This window comes from Vibrio sp., from assembly GCF_984391705.1.
Map to the genome: position 1 here is coordinate 91487 of NZ_CFHWOM010000009.1, position 15189 is coordinate 106675.

Annotated in this window: 12 protein-coding genes; 8 read left to right on the plus strand and 4 right to left on the minus strand. The window is 45.8% G+C overall.

Annotated features, from left to right (window positions below; all coding sequences use genetic code 11):
• Positions 1–44: 44 nt before the first annotated feature.
• Together AC4MRV_RS08695 and AC4MRV_RS08700 are read left to right on the plus strand one after the other, a co-directional pair.
• Positions 45–1223 carry a YjgN family protein gene (locus AC4MRV_RS08695; protein ID WP_491187034.1) on the plus strand — a complete coding sequence of 393 codons (1179 nt, stop codon included), beginning with the start codon at positions 45–47 and terminating at the stop codon, positions 1221–1223.
• On the plus strand, positions 1223–2215 hold the full coding sequence (locus tag AC4MRV_RS08700; RefSeq protein ID WP_491187035.1) for a M48 family metallopeptidase: 993 nt from the start codon (positions 1223–1225) through the stop codon (positions 2213–2215). The genes AC4MRV_RS08695 and AC4MRV_RS08700 overlap by 1 nt, the downstream gene beginning before the upstream one ends.
• 65 nt (positions 2216–2280) lie before the next feature.
• Here the strand turns inward: AC4MRV_RS08700 and AC4MRV_RS08705 are convergent, their stop codons facing one another.
• The 3 genes from AC4MRV_RS08705 to pepA all read right to left on the minus strand — a co-directional run bounded on the left by AC4MRV_RS08705 (position 2281) and on the right by pepA (position 7295).
• Entirely contained in the window at positions 2281–5154 is a 2874-nt protein-coding gene (locus tag AC4MRV_RS08705) for a valine--tRNA ligase (protein ID WP_491187036.1), read from the minus strand.
• Between the two features lie 115 nt (positions 5155–5269).
• On the minus strand, positions 5270–5719 hold the full coding sequence (locus AC4MRV_RS08710; RefSeq protein WP_491187037.1) for a DNA polymerase III subunit chi: 450 nt from the start codon (positions 5717–5719) through the stop codon (positions 5270–5272).
• 67 nt (positions 5720–5786) lie between these two features.
• The gene (gene pepA / locus AC4MRV_RS08715) at positions 5787–7295 is read right to left on the minus strand and encodes a leucyl aminopeptidase (protein WP_491187038.1); all 1509 of its coding nucleotides are present in this window, start codon (positions 7293–7295) and stop codon (positions 5787–5789) included.
• A 191-nt stretch (positions 7296–7486) separates the two neighbouring features.
• Here pepA and lptF point away from each other — a divergent pair, with 191 nt between their 5' ends.
• Together lptF and lptG are read left to right on the plus strand one after the other, a co-directional pair.
• Complete coding sequence (gene lptF / locus AC4MRV_RS08720; RefSeq protein ID WP_491187039.1) at positions 7487–8587, plus strand: LPS export ABC transporter permease LptF; 1101 nt, start codon at positions 7487–7489, stop codon at positions 8585–8587.
• Between the two features lie 3 nt (positions 8588–8590).
• The gene (lptG, locus tag AC4MRV_RS08725; RefSeq protein WP_491187040.1) at positions 8591–9661 is read left to right on the plus strand and encodes an LPS export ABC transporter permease LptG; all 1071 of its coding nucleotides are present in this window, start codon (positions 8591–8593) and stop codon (positions 9659–9661) included.
• A gap of 37 nt (positions 9662–9698) precedes the next feature.
• On the opposite strand, the gene mutS is transcribed toward lptG, so the two are convergent.
• A complete protein-coding gene (gene mutS / locus AC4MRV_RS08730; protein ID WP_491187046.1) occupies positions 9699–12236 on the minus strand; it encodes a DNA mismatch repair protein MutS in 2538 nt (845 codons plus the stop codon).
• Positions 12237–12362: 126 nt separating this feature from the next.
• Here mutS and pncC point away from each other — a divergent pair, with 126 nt between their 5' ends.
• The 4 genes from pncC to AC4MRV_RS08750 form a co-directional block, all read left to right on the plus strand.
• Positions 12363–12854 carry a nicotinamide-nucleotide amidase gene (gene pncC / locus AC4MRV_RS08735; protein ID WP_491187041.1) on the plus strand — a complete coding sequence of 164 codons (492 nt, stop codon included), beginning with the start codon at positions 12363–12365 and terminating at the stop codon, positions 12852–12854.
• A 190-nt stretch (positions 12855–13044) separates the two neighbouring features.
• Positions 13045–14091, plus strand: a complete 1047-nt coding sequence (gene recA, locus AC4MRV_RS08740; RefSeq protein ID WP_491187042.1) for a recombinase RecA — start codon at positions 13045–13047, stop codon at positions 14089–14091.
• 73 nt (positions 14092–14164) lie between these two features.
• Positions 14165–14629 carry a recombination regulator RecX gene (recX, locus tag AC4MRV_RS08745; RefSeq protein ID WP_491187043.1) on the plus strand — a complete coding sequence of 155 codons (465 nt, stop codon included), beginning with the start codon at positions 14165–14167 and terminating at the stop codon, positions 14627–14629.
• Positions 14630–14771: 142 nt separating this feature from the next.
• Positions 14772–15189: alanine--tRNA ligase-related protein (locus AC4MRV_RS08750; RefSeq protein ID WP_491187044.1), on the plus strand; the 418-nt coding region annotated here is incomplete at its 3' end.

Consider the following 15189-nt stretch of genomic DNA (forward strand, 5'->3'; position numbering starts at 1 on the left):
TACGACTTCAAAATAATTTATAAATCACGTCAGGATTTTTAGGCATGGACCAAAAACAGTTAACCAATCCCGTTTCATTTCATGGTAGAGGCGGGGAATTTTTCGGCATATGGATAGTAAATATCCTCCTTTCTATTGTTACATTAGGTATTTATTCGGCATGGGCCAAAGTAAGAACAAAGCGCTACTTCTACGGAAATACTCATGTAGGTGGTGATAACTTTGAGTATCATGCTAAACCAATGCAGATCCTTAAAGGACGTATTGTGGCGTTAGCCGTCGTTCTTATTTGGTCGATTTCCAGCCAATTTTTCCCCGTAGCAAGTATGGTGCTACTGCTAGTGTTTTATGTTGCACTACCTTGGTTACTATGGAGCAACGCTCGTTTCGATTCTGCGATGACGAGCTACCGAAACGTTCACTTCTCCTTCACTGCGCCTCTTAAAGACGCATACGTGACGTTACTTGGACGCGGCGTGGGCGCTCTGCTTATTCTTGCTATTTACACAGGGATTCTAGTCGCAGCTGCTTCAGTGTCTACCGCTGCGGCAATAGTGATGTGGTTAGGCTTCTTTGCTGTCATGGCAGTGGTTTATGCGTGGGTTGTTGCTGGAGCTCACAGCTTCTTTGCTAATGGCTATCAATATGGCGATTGGAAGCTTAGTGCAGAGATCAAAACAGGTTTCTTTTTGAAGACATACTGCAAGGCCATGATCATCGGTGTAATGTCAGCAGCGGCATTTGCTATCGTTGCTGTGATCATTGTGTTTGGTGGTGCTGACTTTAGCCAGCTACATCTTTCTGATCTTTCTCAAGTGGGGCAGAGTGCAGGTGCATTTGCCGGTTTTGCCGTTGTGTACGCGGCTATGATTGTTTTAACTATCGCGTTGACTGCATACACAACAACACGTGTACGTAACTACGTTTTCTCGCAGTTGGTCGCTCAGCAAGAAGAGCAATCAGAGACTGCATTTAGATTTGCTTCAACCATGAGTGTCAGCAGCTACATGGGCTTAGTGATTTCTAACTTCTTGCTACAAGTGGTCACTTTAGGTCTTGCACGTCCATGGGTTATGGTGAGAACCAGTCGCTATCTAGCAGAGAGAACAGCAGTGGTTGGAAACATGGCGCTCTTAGTGGCGGTTGACCAAGATTCTGATGTTAAATCTGCCATTACTGATGAAGTCGCTCAAGCATTTGACCTTGGTATCGGCATTAACTAATGCGCTTTCAAGGCAGTGCATTCCCGCCTAATAGCTCAGTCCGACTAGCGGCTGAGCTAGACGCGTCAAGCTCAACATCACTTTGCATTGTGACTGAAGAAGAAACGGTTTACTGCGAAGTCGCCTGGGTAGAGATCAGTGCCCCCGTTGGCAACTTACCCATCCGCTTTAAGTTTGCTGACGGCTGGATGTTTGTCGCGGATAGAACGCCACAAATCAACCAGTGGCTAAAACGTAATAAGTGTTCTAGCTTTGTCGATAAAATGGAAGCCAATCTATTTGCTTGGTTATTATCGGCGGTTTTTTGCATTGGTGTTATTGTCGGTAGCTATGTCTATCTGCTGCCTTGGCTAAGTGAAAAGGTCGCTCATGCCGTTCCAGATACAGTTGCTGTTGCGCTAGGTGATAAGGTGTTGGCGAGCTTGGACGAGCATTGGGAGCCAAGTGAACTGAGTATGCAGGAACAGGAACAAATCCGCGATAGAGTGTCTCACTACTTAACGCAGATTGACCCATTACCTTACTCGGTCGACATTGTTTTTCGCTCTTCAGAAATGGGGGCGAATGCGTTCGCTTTGCCTGGCGGAAAAGTGATCATTCTAGATCAAATGGTAGAGCTAGCGGCCAATGAGCAGCAGCTTGATAGCATTATATTGCACGAGCTTGGTCACGTTCATCATCGTCATATGCTAAAGCGCCTCGTTCACTCAAGTATCCTTTCCGTTGGTGTTTCTTTATTGACCGGTGAGAGCTCTGGAGTGATCGACAACTTGGCTGGTGTTGGTGTCTTTTTCTTGTCAAATGGCCATTCACGAGAAGCCGAAATGGAAGCGGATGAGTATGCTAAACACAACATGCGTGTGATTCATGGTACGAGTGAAGCAATGGCAGAAATGTTTGAGCAATTTAGTCAGCAAGAAGAACTTGCTATACCGGAGTGGTTAAGTTCACATCCCGACTTCAATGAGAGAATTGAAGCAGCAAGAAACTAGCTATTATCAAGAATAAAAAAAGCTGGTCGAGTGACCAGCTTTTTTGTTGTTACTTGAGCCGAAGATTACAGCGCAGCAATCGTTGCTTTTTGCTCTTCAAGCTTCGCTAGTGTCTCTTGGTAACCAACTAGCTTCTCACGCTCTTTCGCGATAACTGCTTCTGGTGCTTTAGCAACGAAACCTTCGTTACCCAACTTGCCTTCGATGCGCTTGATTTCGCCGTGCGTTTTCTGCACTTCTTTATCAAGGCGAGCAAGCTCTGCATCTTTGTCGATAAGACCTGCCATTGGGATCATCAGTTCAGATTGACCCACTAGCTTAGTCGCACATGCAGGAGTCTCAGCGTCTTGAGCAAGAACAGTTAGGCTATCTAGCTTAGCAAGAGAGTTCAGAACTACCTTGTTCGCTTCGATACGTGCCGCGTCTTTCTCGTTAGCAACTTTGATCATTACTTCTAGACCTTTGCTAGGTGCAATGTCGTACTCTGCACGTAGGTTACGGATAGCAGTAATGAAAGTCTTAACCCATTCGATGTCTTCTACGATCTCAGCGTTGAAGTTCTCTTCGTTAAACTGAGGAAGCGCTTGAAGCATGATAGTTTCACCTTCAACACCATCTACTAGTGGCTTAACGCTCTGCCAGATAGATTCAGTGATGTAAGGAAGCACTGGGTGAGCAAGACGTAGTGTCTTCTCTAGAACAGTGATCAGCATGTAGCGAGTTGCTTGCTGCTGAGCTTCTGTACCTTTCCAAAGAACAGGTTTAGTTAGCTCTAGGTACCAGTCACAGAATTGGTTCCAGATGAATTCGTAAAGCGTGTTCGCAGCCATATCTAGACGGAAGTTGTCTAGGTGAGCGTTAAACTCTTTCGCTGCTAGTTCAAACTGAGATTCAATCCACTTATCTGCTAGAGAGAATTCCATGTTTGCACGGTCTTCAGCAGATAGTGACATGCCACAATCGTGCTCTTCTGTGTTCATCAGTACGTAACGGCTTGCGTTCCATAGCTTGTTACAGAAGTTACGGTAACCTTCAAGACGCTTCATATCCCAGTTGATGTCACGGCCAGTAGAAGCCATAGCAGCAAGAGTGAAACGCAGTGCGTCAGTACCGTATGGTTCGATACCGTTTTCGAAAGTCTTACGTGTGTTCTTCTCGATCTTCTTCGCTAGCTGAGGCTGCATCATGTTGCCACAACGCTTCTCTACTAGAGACTCAAGGTCGATACCATCGATCATGTCGATAGGGTCAAGAACGTTACCTTTAGACTTAGACATCTTGTCGCCGTTTTCGTCACGGATTAGGCCGGTTACGTAAACTGTCTTGAATGGTACTTGCGACTTACCGTTTTCATCTTTGTTGAAGTGCATGGTCATCATGATCATACGCGCAACCCAGAAGAAGATGATGTCGAAGCCAGTTACTAGAACGTCTGAAGGGTGGAAGGTCTTCAGGTCTTCAGTTTGCTCAGGCCAGCCTTGAGTACCGAAAGTCCATAGTGCAGAAGAGAACCATGTATCTAGTACGTCGTCGTCTTGGCGAAGAACAACTACAGGTGCAAGGTTGTTGTTTGCACGTACTTCTTCTTCAGTACGGCCTACGTATACGTTGCCATCGTTGTCGTACCATGCAGGGATACGGTGACCCCACCAAAGCTGACGAGAGATACACCAGTCTTGAATGTCACGCATCCACGAGAAGTACATGTTTTCGTACTGCTTAGGAACGAATTGGATTTCACCATCTTCAACCGCTTTAACAGCAGGCTCAGCAAGAGGTGCAGCGCGCACGTACCATTGGTCAGTTAGCATTGGTTCGATAACCACGCCACCACGGTCGCCGTAAGGAACCGTTAGGTCGTGATCTTTGATTTCGTCTAGAAGGCCTAGCTCTTCAAATTCAGCAACGATCGCTTTACGAGCAGCAAAACGCTCCATGCCGTGGTACTTAGCAGGTAGCTCAGTAGAGTAAACATCGCTAGCTTCACCGTTAGTAGTGAAGACTTCAGCCGCATCACGGATGTCTGCGTTGAAAGTTAGGATGTTGATCATTGGTAGGTTGTTACGCTTACCAACTTCGTAGTCATTGAAGTCGTGCGCAGGCGTGATCTTCACACAACCTGTGCCTTTTTCCATATCTGCGTGCTCATCGCCTACGATAGGGATCAGACGGTTAACGATAGGAAGTAGGATCTCTTTACCGATAAGATCTTTGTAACGTGGATCTTCTGGGTTTACAGCAACACCAGTATCACCAAGCATGGTCTCTGGACGAGTTGTTGCAACAACAATGTAGTCTTTACCTTCAGCTGTCTTTACGCCGTTTGCTAGCGGGTAGCGGAAGTGCCACATGTGGCCTTTTTTGTCTTTGTTTTCAACTTCAAGATCAGAAATTGCTGTGTGCAGTTTTGGATCCCAGTTTACTAGACGCTTACCACGGTAGATTAGGTCTTCTTCGTACAGGCGAACGAATACTTCTTGAACGGCATTAGATAGGCCGTCATCCATTGTGAAACGCTCACGGTCCCAGTCAACAGATGCGCCAAGGCGACGAAGCTGCTTAGTGATGGTGCCACCAGATTCGTTCTTCCATTCCCAGATTTTGTCGATGAAAGCATCACGACCGTAATCGTGCTTAGTTTTGCCTTCTTCTGCAGCGATCTTACGCTCAACAACCATCTGAGTTGCGATACCAGCGTGGTCAGTACCTACTTGCCAAAGAGTGTTTTTACCCTTCATACGCTCAGCACGGATTAGAGTATCCATGATCGTATCTTGGAACGCGTGGCCCATGTGCAGGCTACCAGTGACGTTCGGTGGCGGGATCATGATGCTGTAAGCTTCTTTCGTCGTGTCACCGTGTGGCTTGAAGTAGCCTTTCTCTTCCCAAGCTTGGTATAAAGCTTGTTCAATTGAAGTTGGGTTATATGTCTTTTCCATAGCTATAGATATTCTGCTGATAGGTCTGGTTTAATTCTAAGTCAATCTTTATAAGTGAGGGATCTCTAACAAGATCGCCTTAGCTATAAGGATTGACCGGTTGTGTTTGTTGCTGCTAGCTGTGTTCGATTTCGATCGTTTGTAGCTGATAGCCCGTTTGACGGTAGATTTTATATCTTTCTCGCGCCAGTTGCTTGGCTTTTTCTTCGCAAGGGACGAAGTCTACCACCTCAGCAAACTTGTTCGCAAAGGTTGTCTCATTTTCCGCCAAATTTATTACCAATTGTCTATTCCAAGAAGGTTTCACTCCTTGATGACCAATTTCCACATTGGTGCCGTACTTGGGGCCTTCTCCAACAAGGTTGTGGGCAATAAATTGTTTAGTATCCACTTGCCAAAATAACTCTGCGACCTGTTCAGCATGAGCTTTATCTTGGCAGTTGAGATAGACCTTTGCACCTTGTGAAGCAAAATGCTTGGCAAGAAACAGTACATAGTCACCAAACCCCTTTGCTTCAGCTTGTGGGGACTCTGGTTTAATAATGTAAAATGTCGCGTTTGCCATGCTAATTCATTCCACTTAGCGAGAGATACAAAAAAGGGCCTTGCGGCCCTTTTTAACATTGTGAGGTTTATTCCTCTGCGTCTTGGCCACTGCGGTTAAGCAAGAATTGGACAAGCATTGAGACTGGACGGCCCGTTGAGCCTTTTGCAGCACCAGACTTCCACGCAGTACCCGCGATGTCGATGTGTGCCCAGTGGTATTTCTTCGCAAATTTAGATAGGAAGCAACCTGCTGTGATAGTACCGCCAGGGCGGCCGCCGATGTTTGCCATATCGGCAAATGGGCTCTTCAGCTGCTCGTGGTACTCGTCTGCCATTGGTAGACGCCATGCACGGTCACTCGCTTGCTCTGACGCGTTCACTAGTTCGTGAGATAGAGGGTTATGGTTAGAAATAACGCCGCTAATGTGGTGGCCTAGTGCAATAACACATGCACCAGTTAGCGTTGCAACGTCAACCACACATTCAGGCTCAAAACGCTCTACGTATGTTAGCGCATCACAAAGAACTAGGCGGCCTTCAGCATCAGTGTTTAGTACTTCAACTGTTTGACCTGACATTGTTGTTAGGATGTCACCCGGGCGGTAAGCGTTACTGCCTGGCATGTTTTCACAGCCTGCTAGAATACCGATAACGTTAATTGGTAGGTTCAGCTTCGCCAATGATTTCATTGTGCCGAATACAGATGCAGCACCACACATGTCGTACTTCATCTCATCCATGCCATCGCCCGGCTTGAGTGAGATACCGCCTGAATCGAATGTTAGACCTTTACCCACAAGTACAATTGGTTTTGCTTCTGGGTCTGGATTGCCCTTGTACTCCATGATAGACATCATAGATTCATTTTTAGAGCCACGACCTACTGCTAGGTAAGAAGTCATGCCTAGTTTTTCCATCTCTTCTTCACCAATGATCTTAGTCGTCACTGTGTCGAAGTCGTCAGCAAGGCGACGAGCTTGAGATGCAAGGTACGCTGGGTTCGCGATGTTTGGTGGCATGTTGCCAAGGTCTTTCGACGCTTTCACACCTGAAGCAATAGCTAGACCGTGAGAGATCGCTTTTTCACCTAGGCTTAGTTCACGACGCGTTGGTACGTTAAATACCAGCTTACGTAGTGGGCGACGAGTCTCAGGCTTGTTGCTCTTGAACTGATCAAATGTGTATAGGCCATCTTTAGTCGCTTCAACCGCTTGGCGAACTTTCCAGTAAGTATCGCGGCCTTTAACGTGCAGTTCAGTTAGGAAACATACTGCTTCCATAGAACCTGTTTCGTTAAGCGTGCTGATGGTTTTTTGGATAATTTCTTTGTATTGGCGCTCGCCTAGTTCACGCTCTTTACCACAGCCTACTAATAGAACTCGTTCTGAAAGTACACCTGGTACTTGATGCAGTAGTAGCATCTGGCCTGGTTTACCTTCTAGGTCACCACGGCGAAGTAGTGAACTGATGTAGCCATCGCTGATCTTATCTAGCTGTTCGGCTACAGGAGAAAGGCGGCGTGGTTCGAATACACCGACAACGATACATGCGCTGCGTTGTTTCTCTGGACTGCCACTTTTTACACTGAACTCCATGCGTACTCCTACATCCTGAAGACAAATAGAACTAAATGTTAGATAATGCGATCTTACTTGTTGGATCCTACAATGGAACTAACCTTATAGAAGAGCGCTAACACTTAGCTAAAAATTTAAAAAATAAAAGGTTCAACGGGAAATTATAGTGATTCAATCAAAAAAACAAGTTTTGTATAGGTAATTTCAGCGTGATTATTGTTAGATATTTGATCCGCGAGACACTCAAAAGCCAATTAGCGATATTTTTTGTGCTGTTGCTCGTCTTTATAAGTCAAACTTTTATCAAAGTTTTAGGCGATGCGACAGATGGAGATATCCCGGCTCGGTTGATTTTAGCTATCGTCGGATTAAATATTCCTCAAATGGGTCTTTTGATGCTGCCGATGAGTTTATACATCGGTATCTTGCTCACTTTTGGCCGCCTCTATAGTGAGAGTGAAATTACCGTCATGAATGCGACGGGGATGGGCAGTAAATTTCTTATTCGCGCTGCGATGTCTTTGGCTCTCATTACCACCGCACTAGCCGCGTTTAATACACTCTTTTTAGCGCCCTGGAGCCAAGAAAAAGAAGCTCAGCTAATTGAGCAAGTCGCGGCGGAGAACAGTGTAGATTTGCTCAAAGCGGGTCAGTTCCAACGCACACCAGATGGTTCTTCGGTCGTCTTTATCGATGAAATCAAAGACAACAAGCTCAACAATGTGTTTGTTGCACAGGTGCGCCCTCGTGATGCCATCTTACCGAGCGTGATGTTTTCCAACTCAGGCGAAGTTCGTGAACATGATGATGGTCGCCAAATGATTGTGATGCATGAGGGTACTCGTTACGAAGGTATTCCAACTCGACTCGATTACATGGTGACAGAGTTTGAGCAGTATAGTGGCTTGATCGGTCAACGTGAGGTAGAAGCCAAGCGACGTGGTTGGGGCGCCGTCCCTACATTGGATCTCATTGAGAGTACTGACCTGTCAGCTAAAGCAGAGTTGCAATGGCGCATTTCTTTATTTGTCTGTATTCCGTTGCTAACCATGCTGGTGGTGCCCTTGTCTGCGGTTAACCCTCGACAAGGTCGATTCGCCAAAATGGGGCCGGCTATTCTGGCTTATTTTGTTTACTTTATCTCAATGTCTACCACGAAATCAGCAATCGAAGATGGCAATATTCCTGCCGTGATTGGTATGTGGCCAATTAACTTTGCATTGCTTATGGCAGCGGTTAGCGTCAACTTTATCGACAGCGTTCCTGTACGACGCATGAAAGACAAATTTAGACAACGTAAGGTGTCGTAACTCGTGTTTAAAATTCTAGATCTCTATATTGGCCGAACCATTATCGCGACCACCTCTATGGTGTTGGCTACTCTGATTGGGTTGTCCAGCATCATTCGTTTCGTAGAGCAACTGCGCAGCGTGGGTAAAGGCAGTTACGATTTGCTTAACGCTTTCTACTTTGTGGTTCTTGGTATTCCGCGTGATATTGAGCTGTTCTTTGCGATGTCAGCATTGCTTGGTGCATTGATTGGTTTGGGTATTTTGGCGTCAAGCTCAGAACTCGTGGTTATGCAAGCGTCGGGTTACTCTAAACTCGATATTGGTTTGTCGGTATTGAAAACGGCGATTCCTTTGATGCTTATTATCATGTTACTTGGCGAGTGGGGGGCACCACAGGCACAGAAAATGGCTCGAGAGCTACGTTCATTCTCGATTTCTGGCGGGCAAATTGTTTCCGTTCGGGCCGGGGTTTGGGCCCGGGATGCGGATGATTTTATCTTTATTGGTAAGGTTGAAGATGACAGTTTGTTCGGTGTCAAAGTGTGGCGCTTTGATGAAGAGAAAAAACTATACCAAGTGATGTTTGCTCCTGAAGCTGACTACCTTGGTGATAACCAATGGCTCATGAAAAAAGCAGAAATCACTGATATGGCAGATAAGGTTGAATTAGCCAAGTCGACAGTGAATGAATATACCTGGAACACGACGTTAGTTCCGGACAAGTTGGCTGTGGTAAAAGTAGAGCCTGAAGAGCTAGCAATGAGCGGTTTGTATGACTACGTCACTTATTTGAAAGCTTCTGAGCAAGATGCATCTCGCTATGAACTCGCGCTTTGGCGTAAAGTGACTCAGCCTATGTCAATTGCCGTAATGATGCTGTTAGCATTGTCGTTTGTCTTTGGACCGCTGCGTAGTGTAAGCATGGGAGCGAGAGTGTTGTCAGGCGTAGTAGCTGGATTCACGTTCTATATTTCGAGTGAGTTTTTTGGCCCGTTAACGCTTGTTTACGGCATCCCACCTGCTGTTGGTGCGATAATGCCAAGTATTGTTTTTTTAAGCTTGGCGTTAATGCTTCTGCGAAGAAAACTTTAAAAAAATGGCTGCCTTTGGGCAGCCATTTTTTTGGTTGTTAGAGTAGTTTCTTCAAGCGATATAACTCTTCCAGCGCTTGACGCGGGGTTAAATCGTCAGGGTCAATATTGGCCAGTGCTTCTTCAACTTCACTTGGCTCAGGAATAAGGCTGAGTTGGTTGGCAATATCAACTGCTGTACTTGGGGTTGATGACGCTTCATTTTGACCGATTTGCTCAAGCTGAGTTAACTTAGCTCGCGCATTTTTAATTACGCTCTTTGGCACACCAGCAAGGCCAGCAACCGCTAAACCGTAAGATTTACTCGCCGCACCTTCTTGAACCGCGTGCATAAAAGCAATGCTATCGCCATGTTCAACCGCATCAAGGTGAACATTGGCTAAGGTCGGTATTTGGTTTGGTAGCTCGGTTAACTCGAAGTAGTGAGTCGCGAACAAAGTCATTGAGCCTAACTCTTTTGCTAGCCATTCTGCACTTGCCCAAGCAAGCGAAAGGCCATCATAAGTGCTGGTTCCACGCCCAATTTCATCCATTAGCACTAGGCTATTTTGAGTAGCATTGTGCAAGATGTTAGCCGTTTCTGTCATCTCAACCATAAAGGTAGAGCGACCTGATGCTAGGTCATCAGATGCACCAATACGAGTAAAGATGCGATCCACTGAACCAATGGTTGCTGACTCTGCAGGGACGTAAGAACCAATGTGAGCCATCAGTGCGATCAATGCGGTTTGACGCATGTAAGTCGATTTACCGCCCATGTTAGGGCCGGTAATGATCAACATTTTACGCTGCGAGTTCAGCTCAATCGGGTTGGCAATAAACGGTTCATCCATCACTTGTTCTACCACTGGGTGACGGCCCGACTGAATATGGATACCTGCTTCTTTAGTCAGAGTGGGACGGCAGTAATCTAGGCTATCTGCACGTTCAGCTAAGTTTTGTAGAACATCTACCTGAGAGACAGCAGACGCTAAGTTTTGCAGTTGTTCTAGGTGTGGTAGAAGCAAATCAAACAGTTCTTCCCAAAGCTGTTTCTCAAGCGCTAGGGCTTTCGATTTAGAGTTAAGCACCTTATCTTCGTGCTCTTTGAGCTCAGGAATGATGTAGCGTTCAGCATTCTTTAGTGTCTGGCGGCGCACATAGTGTGGTGGCACCAAATGGCTTTGACCGCGGCTGACCTGAATAAAGAAACCGTGAACATTGTTATAGCCAACCTTGAGCGAATCGATGCCGTGACGTTCACGCTCATCTTGCTCCATTTGCTCTAGGTATTCAGTCGCACCATCCGCAAGCTTACGCCATTCATCAAGCTCTGCGTTGTAGCCTTCGGCAATTACGCCACCGTCACGAATGACCACCGGTGGGTTTTCCTTGATGGCACGTTCTAATAGATCGCATACGTCATCTATTGGCGCGGCGTATTGAGCTAACTTAGACAGGTAAGGGTGGTTGAGAGAGCTCATTAAATCAGACAGCTCAGGTAGCTGCTGCATAGCATAACGTAGACGAGCCATATCTCGAGGGCGAGCGCTCCGCAAGGCAAGGCGTGCCAGAATACGTTCGATATCGCCAATCTGTTTAAGTACTGGGTGTAAGTCACCAAACAAAGCTTCATCTTTTAGCTCTGAAATGGCATCCAAACGGTGGTTTAGCGTATCAATGTCTCGCATTGGTTGATGTAGCCAACGCTTAAGCATGCGACTGCCCATGGCCGTTGCGGTGTGGTCCATTACTTCTGCCAGCGTATTGTCTGTGCCGCCCGCTAAGTTCTGAGTGATTTCTAAGTTGCGACGAGTAGCTGCATCGAGAATCACAGAGTGATCTTGGCGATCAAAAGTAAGTGAACGAATGTGCGGAAGCGCCGTTCGCTGAGTATCTTTAACATATTGAATTAAGCACCCAGCAGCACATAAACCTCGATGAGCATTTTCGACCCCAAAACCAACTAAATCACGTGTACCAAATTGTTGGTTGAGTTGTTGCTTCGCAGTATCTAGTTCGAATTCCCATACAGGGCGACGACGATTACCGTTGCGAGCAGACATTAACTGTACGGGTTCAAAGTCTTCTGGGAACAGCAGTTCGCGAGGAGCAGTACGTTGCAATTCGGCTGCCATCGCTTCTTCAGTCTCTGGTTCCATTAATTGGAATCGGCCTGAAGTAACGTCGAGAGTCGCGTAGCCGAATTTACCATCGTGGTAATAGATCGCTGCGATTAAGTTGTCGATACGTTCAGAAAGTAAAGCCTCATCAGTGACTGTACCTGGTGTCACGATGCGAACCACTGCTCGTTCAACTGGGCCCTTACTCGTCGCAGGATCGCCAATCTGCTCACAAATCGCGACGGATTCGCCGAGTTGCACCAGTTTCGCCAAATAGCCTTCTACCGCGTGGAAAGGGACACCTGCCATTGGAATAGGCTCACCGGCTGAAGCGCCCCGCTTAGTAAGAGATATATCAAGCAATTGAGAGGCACGTTTCGCATCATCATAGAAAAGTTCGTAGAAATCACCCATCCGATAGAACAGCAAGATGTCAGGGTTCTCCGCTTTAAGCTTGAGGTACTGTTGCATCATTGGGGTATGTTTGTGCTTTTCTTTTTCAGGTAACGCTTTCACGGGTAACTTCTTTCGTTTATGTCTATTGCGGCTTAGGATACGTGAATCGACATTGAGCGAAAAGATGCAAAAAGGTATTTCGATATGGAATCACAACAAAACCTGTCTATGCGATTGGGTGAGGAACTCGCACTTCATCAGCAAATACTGGCGACGGCTGAATCTTGTACTGGTGGTGGGGTGTCTGCTGCGATCACAGATATTGCGGGAAGCTCTGCATGGTTTGATCGTGCATTTATCACTTATAGTAATGAAGCCAAAATGGAAATGCTTGGCGTAAAAGAAGAAACGCTTGAAGCTCATGGTGCTGTCAGTGAAGCGACTGTGGTTGAAATGGTACAAGGTGCAATTCGAAACTCACGTGCAACTATAGCGGTATCTATAAGTGGAATAGCGGGTCCTGGTGGCGGTTCTGATGAGAAACCAGTTGGAACAGTTTGTTTCGCTTGGGCTGATGATAAAGATTGGTTAAAAGTAGCGACTTATTGCTTTGATGGTGATAGAGGTTCAGTACGTCAGCAAGCGGTCATCAAAGCACAGCAAGTACTGCATGAAAAACTCACTGAGTTACAGTAGTGTGCTTTTGAAAAATTAAAAGGTTTTAAAAATTAGATAGATATCATCAAAAAACAAAAAAAATTCATACAGGTGTGGACACTGTATGAATCAACAGTATAATGACTTTCATTGATGGTTCAGCGATCAACGCTGAAGAGAAGAATTTGATTGATATTCATCGGCACAGATGAGTCTTTTGGAGAAAGTGATGGACGAGAACAAACAGAAAGCGCTCGCCGCTGCGCTAGGTCAGATTGAGAAGCAATTCGGTAAAGGTTCAATCATGCGCCTGGGTGATAACCGCGCAATGGATGTAGAAACAATCTCTACTGGCTCACTTTCTCTTGATATCGCACTAGGTGCTGGTGGTTTACCAATGGGTCGTATCGTAGAAATCTACGGTCCAGAATCATCAGGTAAAACAACGCTTACACTTGAGTGTATTGCCGCTGCGCAAAAGCAAGGTAAAACTTGTGCGTTTATCGATGCTGAGCACGCACTTGATCCTGTTTACGCGAAGAAGCTTGGTGTTGATATTGATGCGCTTCTTGTTTCTCAGCCAGACACGGGTGAGCAAGCGCTTGAAATCTGTGACGCGCTAGCTCGTTCAGGTGCTATCGACGTAATGGTTGTTGACTCGGTTGCAGCTCTAACGCCTAAAGCGGAAATCGAAGGCGAAATGGGTGATAGCCACATGGGTCTTCAAGCGCGTATGCTTTCTCAAGCAATGCGTAAGCTAACGGGTAACCTGAAGCAATCTAACTGTATGTGTATCTTCATCAACCAAATCCGTATGAAGATTGGTGTGATGTTTGGTAACCCAGAAACAACAACGGGTGGTAACGCACTTAAGTTCTACGCATCGGTTCGTCTTGATATTCGCCGTACTGGTTCAATCAAGGAAGGTGACGAAGTTGTCGGTAACGAAACTCGCATCAAGGTTGTGAAGAACAAGATCGCTGCACCATTTAAGCAAGCTGAAACACAAATTCTATATGGCCAAGGCTTCAACCGTGAAGGCGAGCTAATTGACCTAGGTGTTAAGCACAAGCTAATCGAAAAAGCGGGTGCATGGTACAGCTACAATGGCGATAAGATCGGTCAAGGTAAAGCGAACGCAGGTAAGTTCCTACGTGAGAACACTGAAGCTGCAAAAGCGATTGACTCTAAGCTACGTGAAATGCTGCTTTCACCAGCAGAAATCCAGCCGGATGATGCTGAACTAGGCCAAATGCCAGAGCAAGAAGAGCTATAACACAGCCCTATGAATTTAAAGCCCTGCTTATGCGGGGCTTTGTCGTATTTAGAATGTGAGAATTTAATCCGACATGTTCCAAAGAAAACCACCAACACTGTCGAGTAAAGAGGCGGCTATTCAGCTTCTAAGCAGACGTGATCATGGTGAATATGAGATGTACCAAAAGCTCAGCTTAAAAGGTTATGAAGAGGATGCCATTCAAGAGGCTATCAACTTTTGCTTAGATAATAATTATTTAGATGATCTTCGTTACGCTAAGAGTCAAGTAAGGCAGCATGTTTACAAGGGACATGGTGAACGCCGTATTCGCCAAGAGTTAAATCAAAAGCGAGTGGCTGAATCAGTGATAGAAAAAGCGATGGAAGAAGAGCCCCAAGATTGGTTTGAATTAGCAAAAAGTGCAGCGGAAAAGAAATTTAAAGGAATTAAAGCTAAAGACCAAAAAGAATACGCCAAGCAAGTACGTTTTCTTCAATACCGAGGCTATAGCTTTGAACAAATTAGCTATGCATTGAACTCAGACAACGAGGATTAATGGCCAGATGAGTCGTTAATTTGATGATTTAGTTTCGTTTCCTCAATCAAACCGCTCTTTTCTACGAGAAAACTAGTCGTAGCGCGAACCATGATCTACAATAGCGCAAAATTCTAACTCGACTATTTTCAGGAAGAGCTGCATGTACATGAGCACTGATGAGGTTCGTAACGCGTTCCTTAAGTTCTTTGAAAGCAAAGGACACCAAATCGTAGACAGTTCATCGTTGGTTCCACATAACGATCCAACCCTGCTATTCACAAACGCAGGTATGAACCAATTTAAAGATTGCTTCTTAGGCGCCGAAAAGCGTGCCTACACACGAGCAACTACGGCTCAGCGTTGTGTACGTGCGGGTGGTAAACATAACGACCTTGAGAACGTTGGTTTTACAGCTCGTCACCATACTTTCTTCGAAATGCTAGGTAACTTCAGCTTTGGTGATTACTTCAAAGAAGACGCGATTGCTTTTGCGTGGGAATTCCTAACTGAAACGCTACAACTACCAAAAGATCGTCTATTGGTAACGGTATACGAGACAGATGACGAAGCATTCGATA

What these genes read in the sequence shown, in the direction of transcription:
- mutS (WP_491187046.1), bottom strand. Translation starts at nt 12,236, where the DNA reads ATGATGCAACAGTACCTCAAGCTTAAAGCGGAGAACCCTGACATCTTG.
- AC4MRV_RS08695 (WP_491187034.1), top strand. Translation starts at nt 45, where the DNA reads ATGGACCAAAAACAGTTAACCAATCCCGTTTCATTTCATGGTAGAGGC.
- recA (WP_491187042.1), top strand. Translation starts at nt 13,045, where the DNA reads ATGGACGAGAACAAACAGAAAGCGCTCGCCGCTGCGCTAGGTCAGATT.
- AC4MRV_RS08710 (WP_491187037.1), bottom strand. Translation starts at nt 5,719, where the DNA reads ATGGCAAACGCGACATTTTACATTATTAAACCAGAGTCCCCACAAGCT.
- AC4MRV_RS08700 (WP_491187035.1), top strand. Translation starts at nt 1,223, where the DNA reads ATGCGCTTTCAAGGCAGTGCATTCCCGCCTAATAGCTCAGTCCGACTA.
- AC4MRV_RS08705 (WP_491187036.1), bottom strand. Translation starts at nt 5,154, where the DNA reads ATGGAAAAGACATATAACCCAACTTCAATTGAACAAGCTTTATACCAA.
- pncC (WP_491187041.1), top strand. Translation starts at nt 12,363, where the DNA reads ATGGAATCACAACAAAACCTGTCTATGCGATTGGGTGAGGAACTCGCA.
- recX (WP_491187043.1), top strand. Translation starts at nt 14,165, where the DNA reads ATGTTCCAAAGAAAACCACCAACACTGTCGAGTAAAGAGGCGGCTATT.
- pepA (WP_491187038.1), bottom strand. Translation starts at nt 7,295, where the DNA reads ATGGAGTTCAGTGTAAAAAGTGGCAGTCCAGAGAAACAACGCAGCGCA.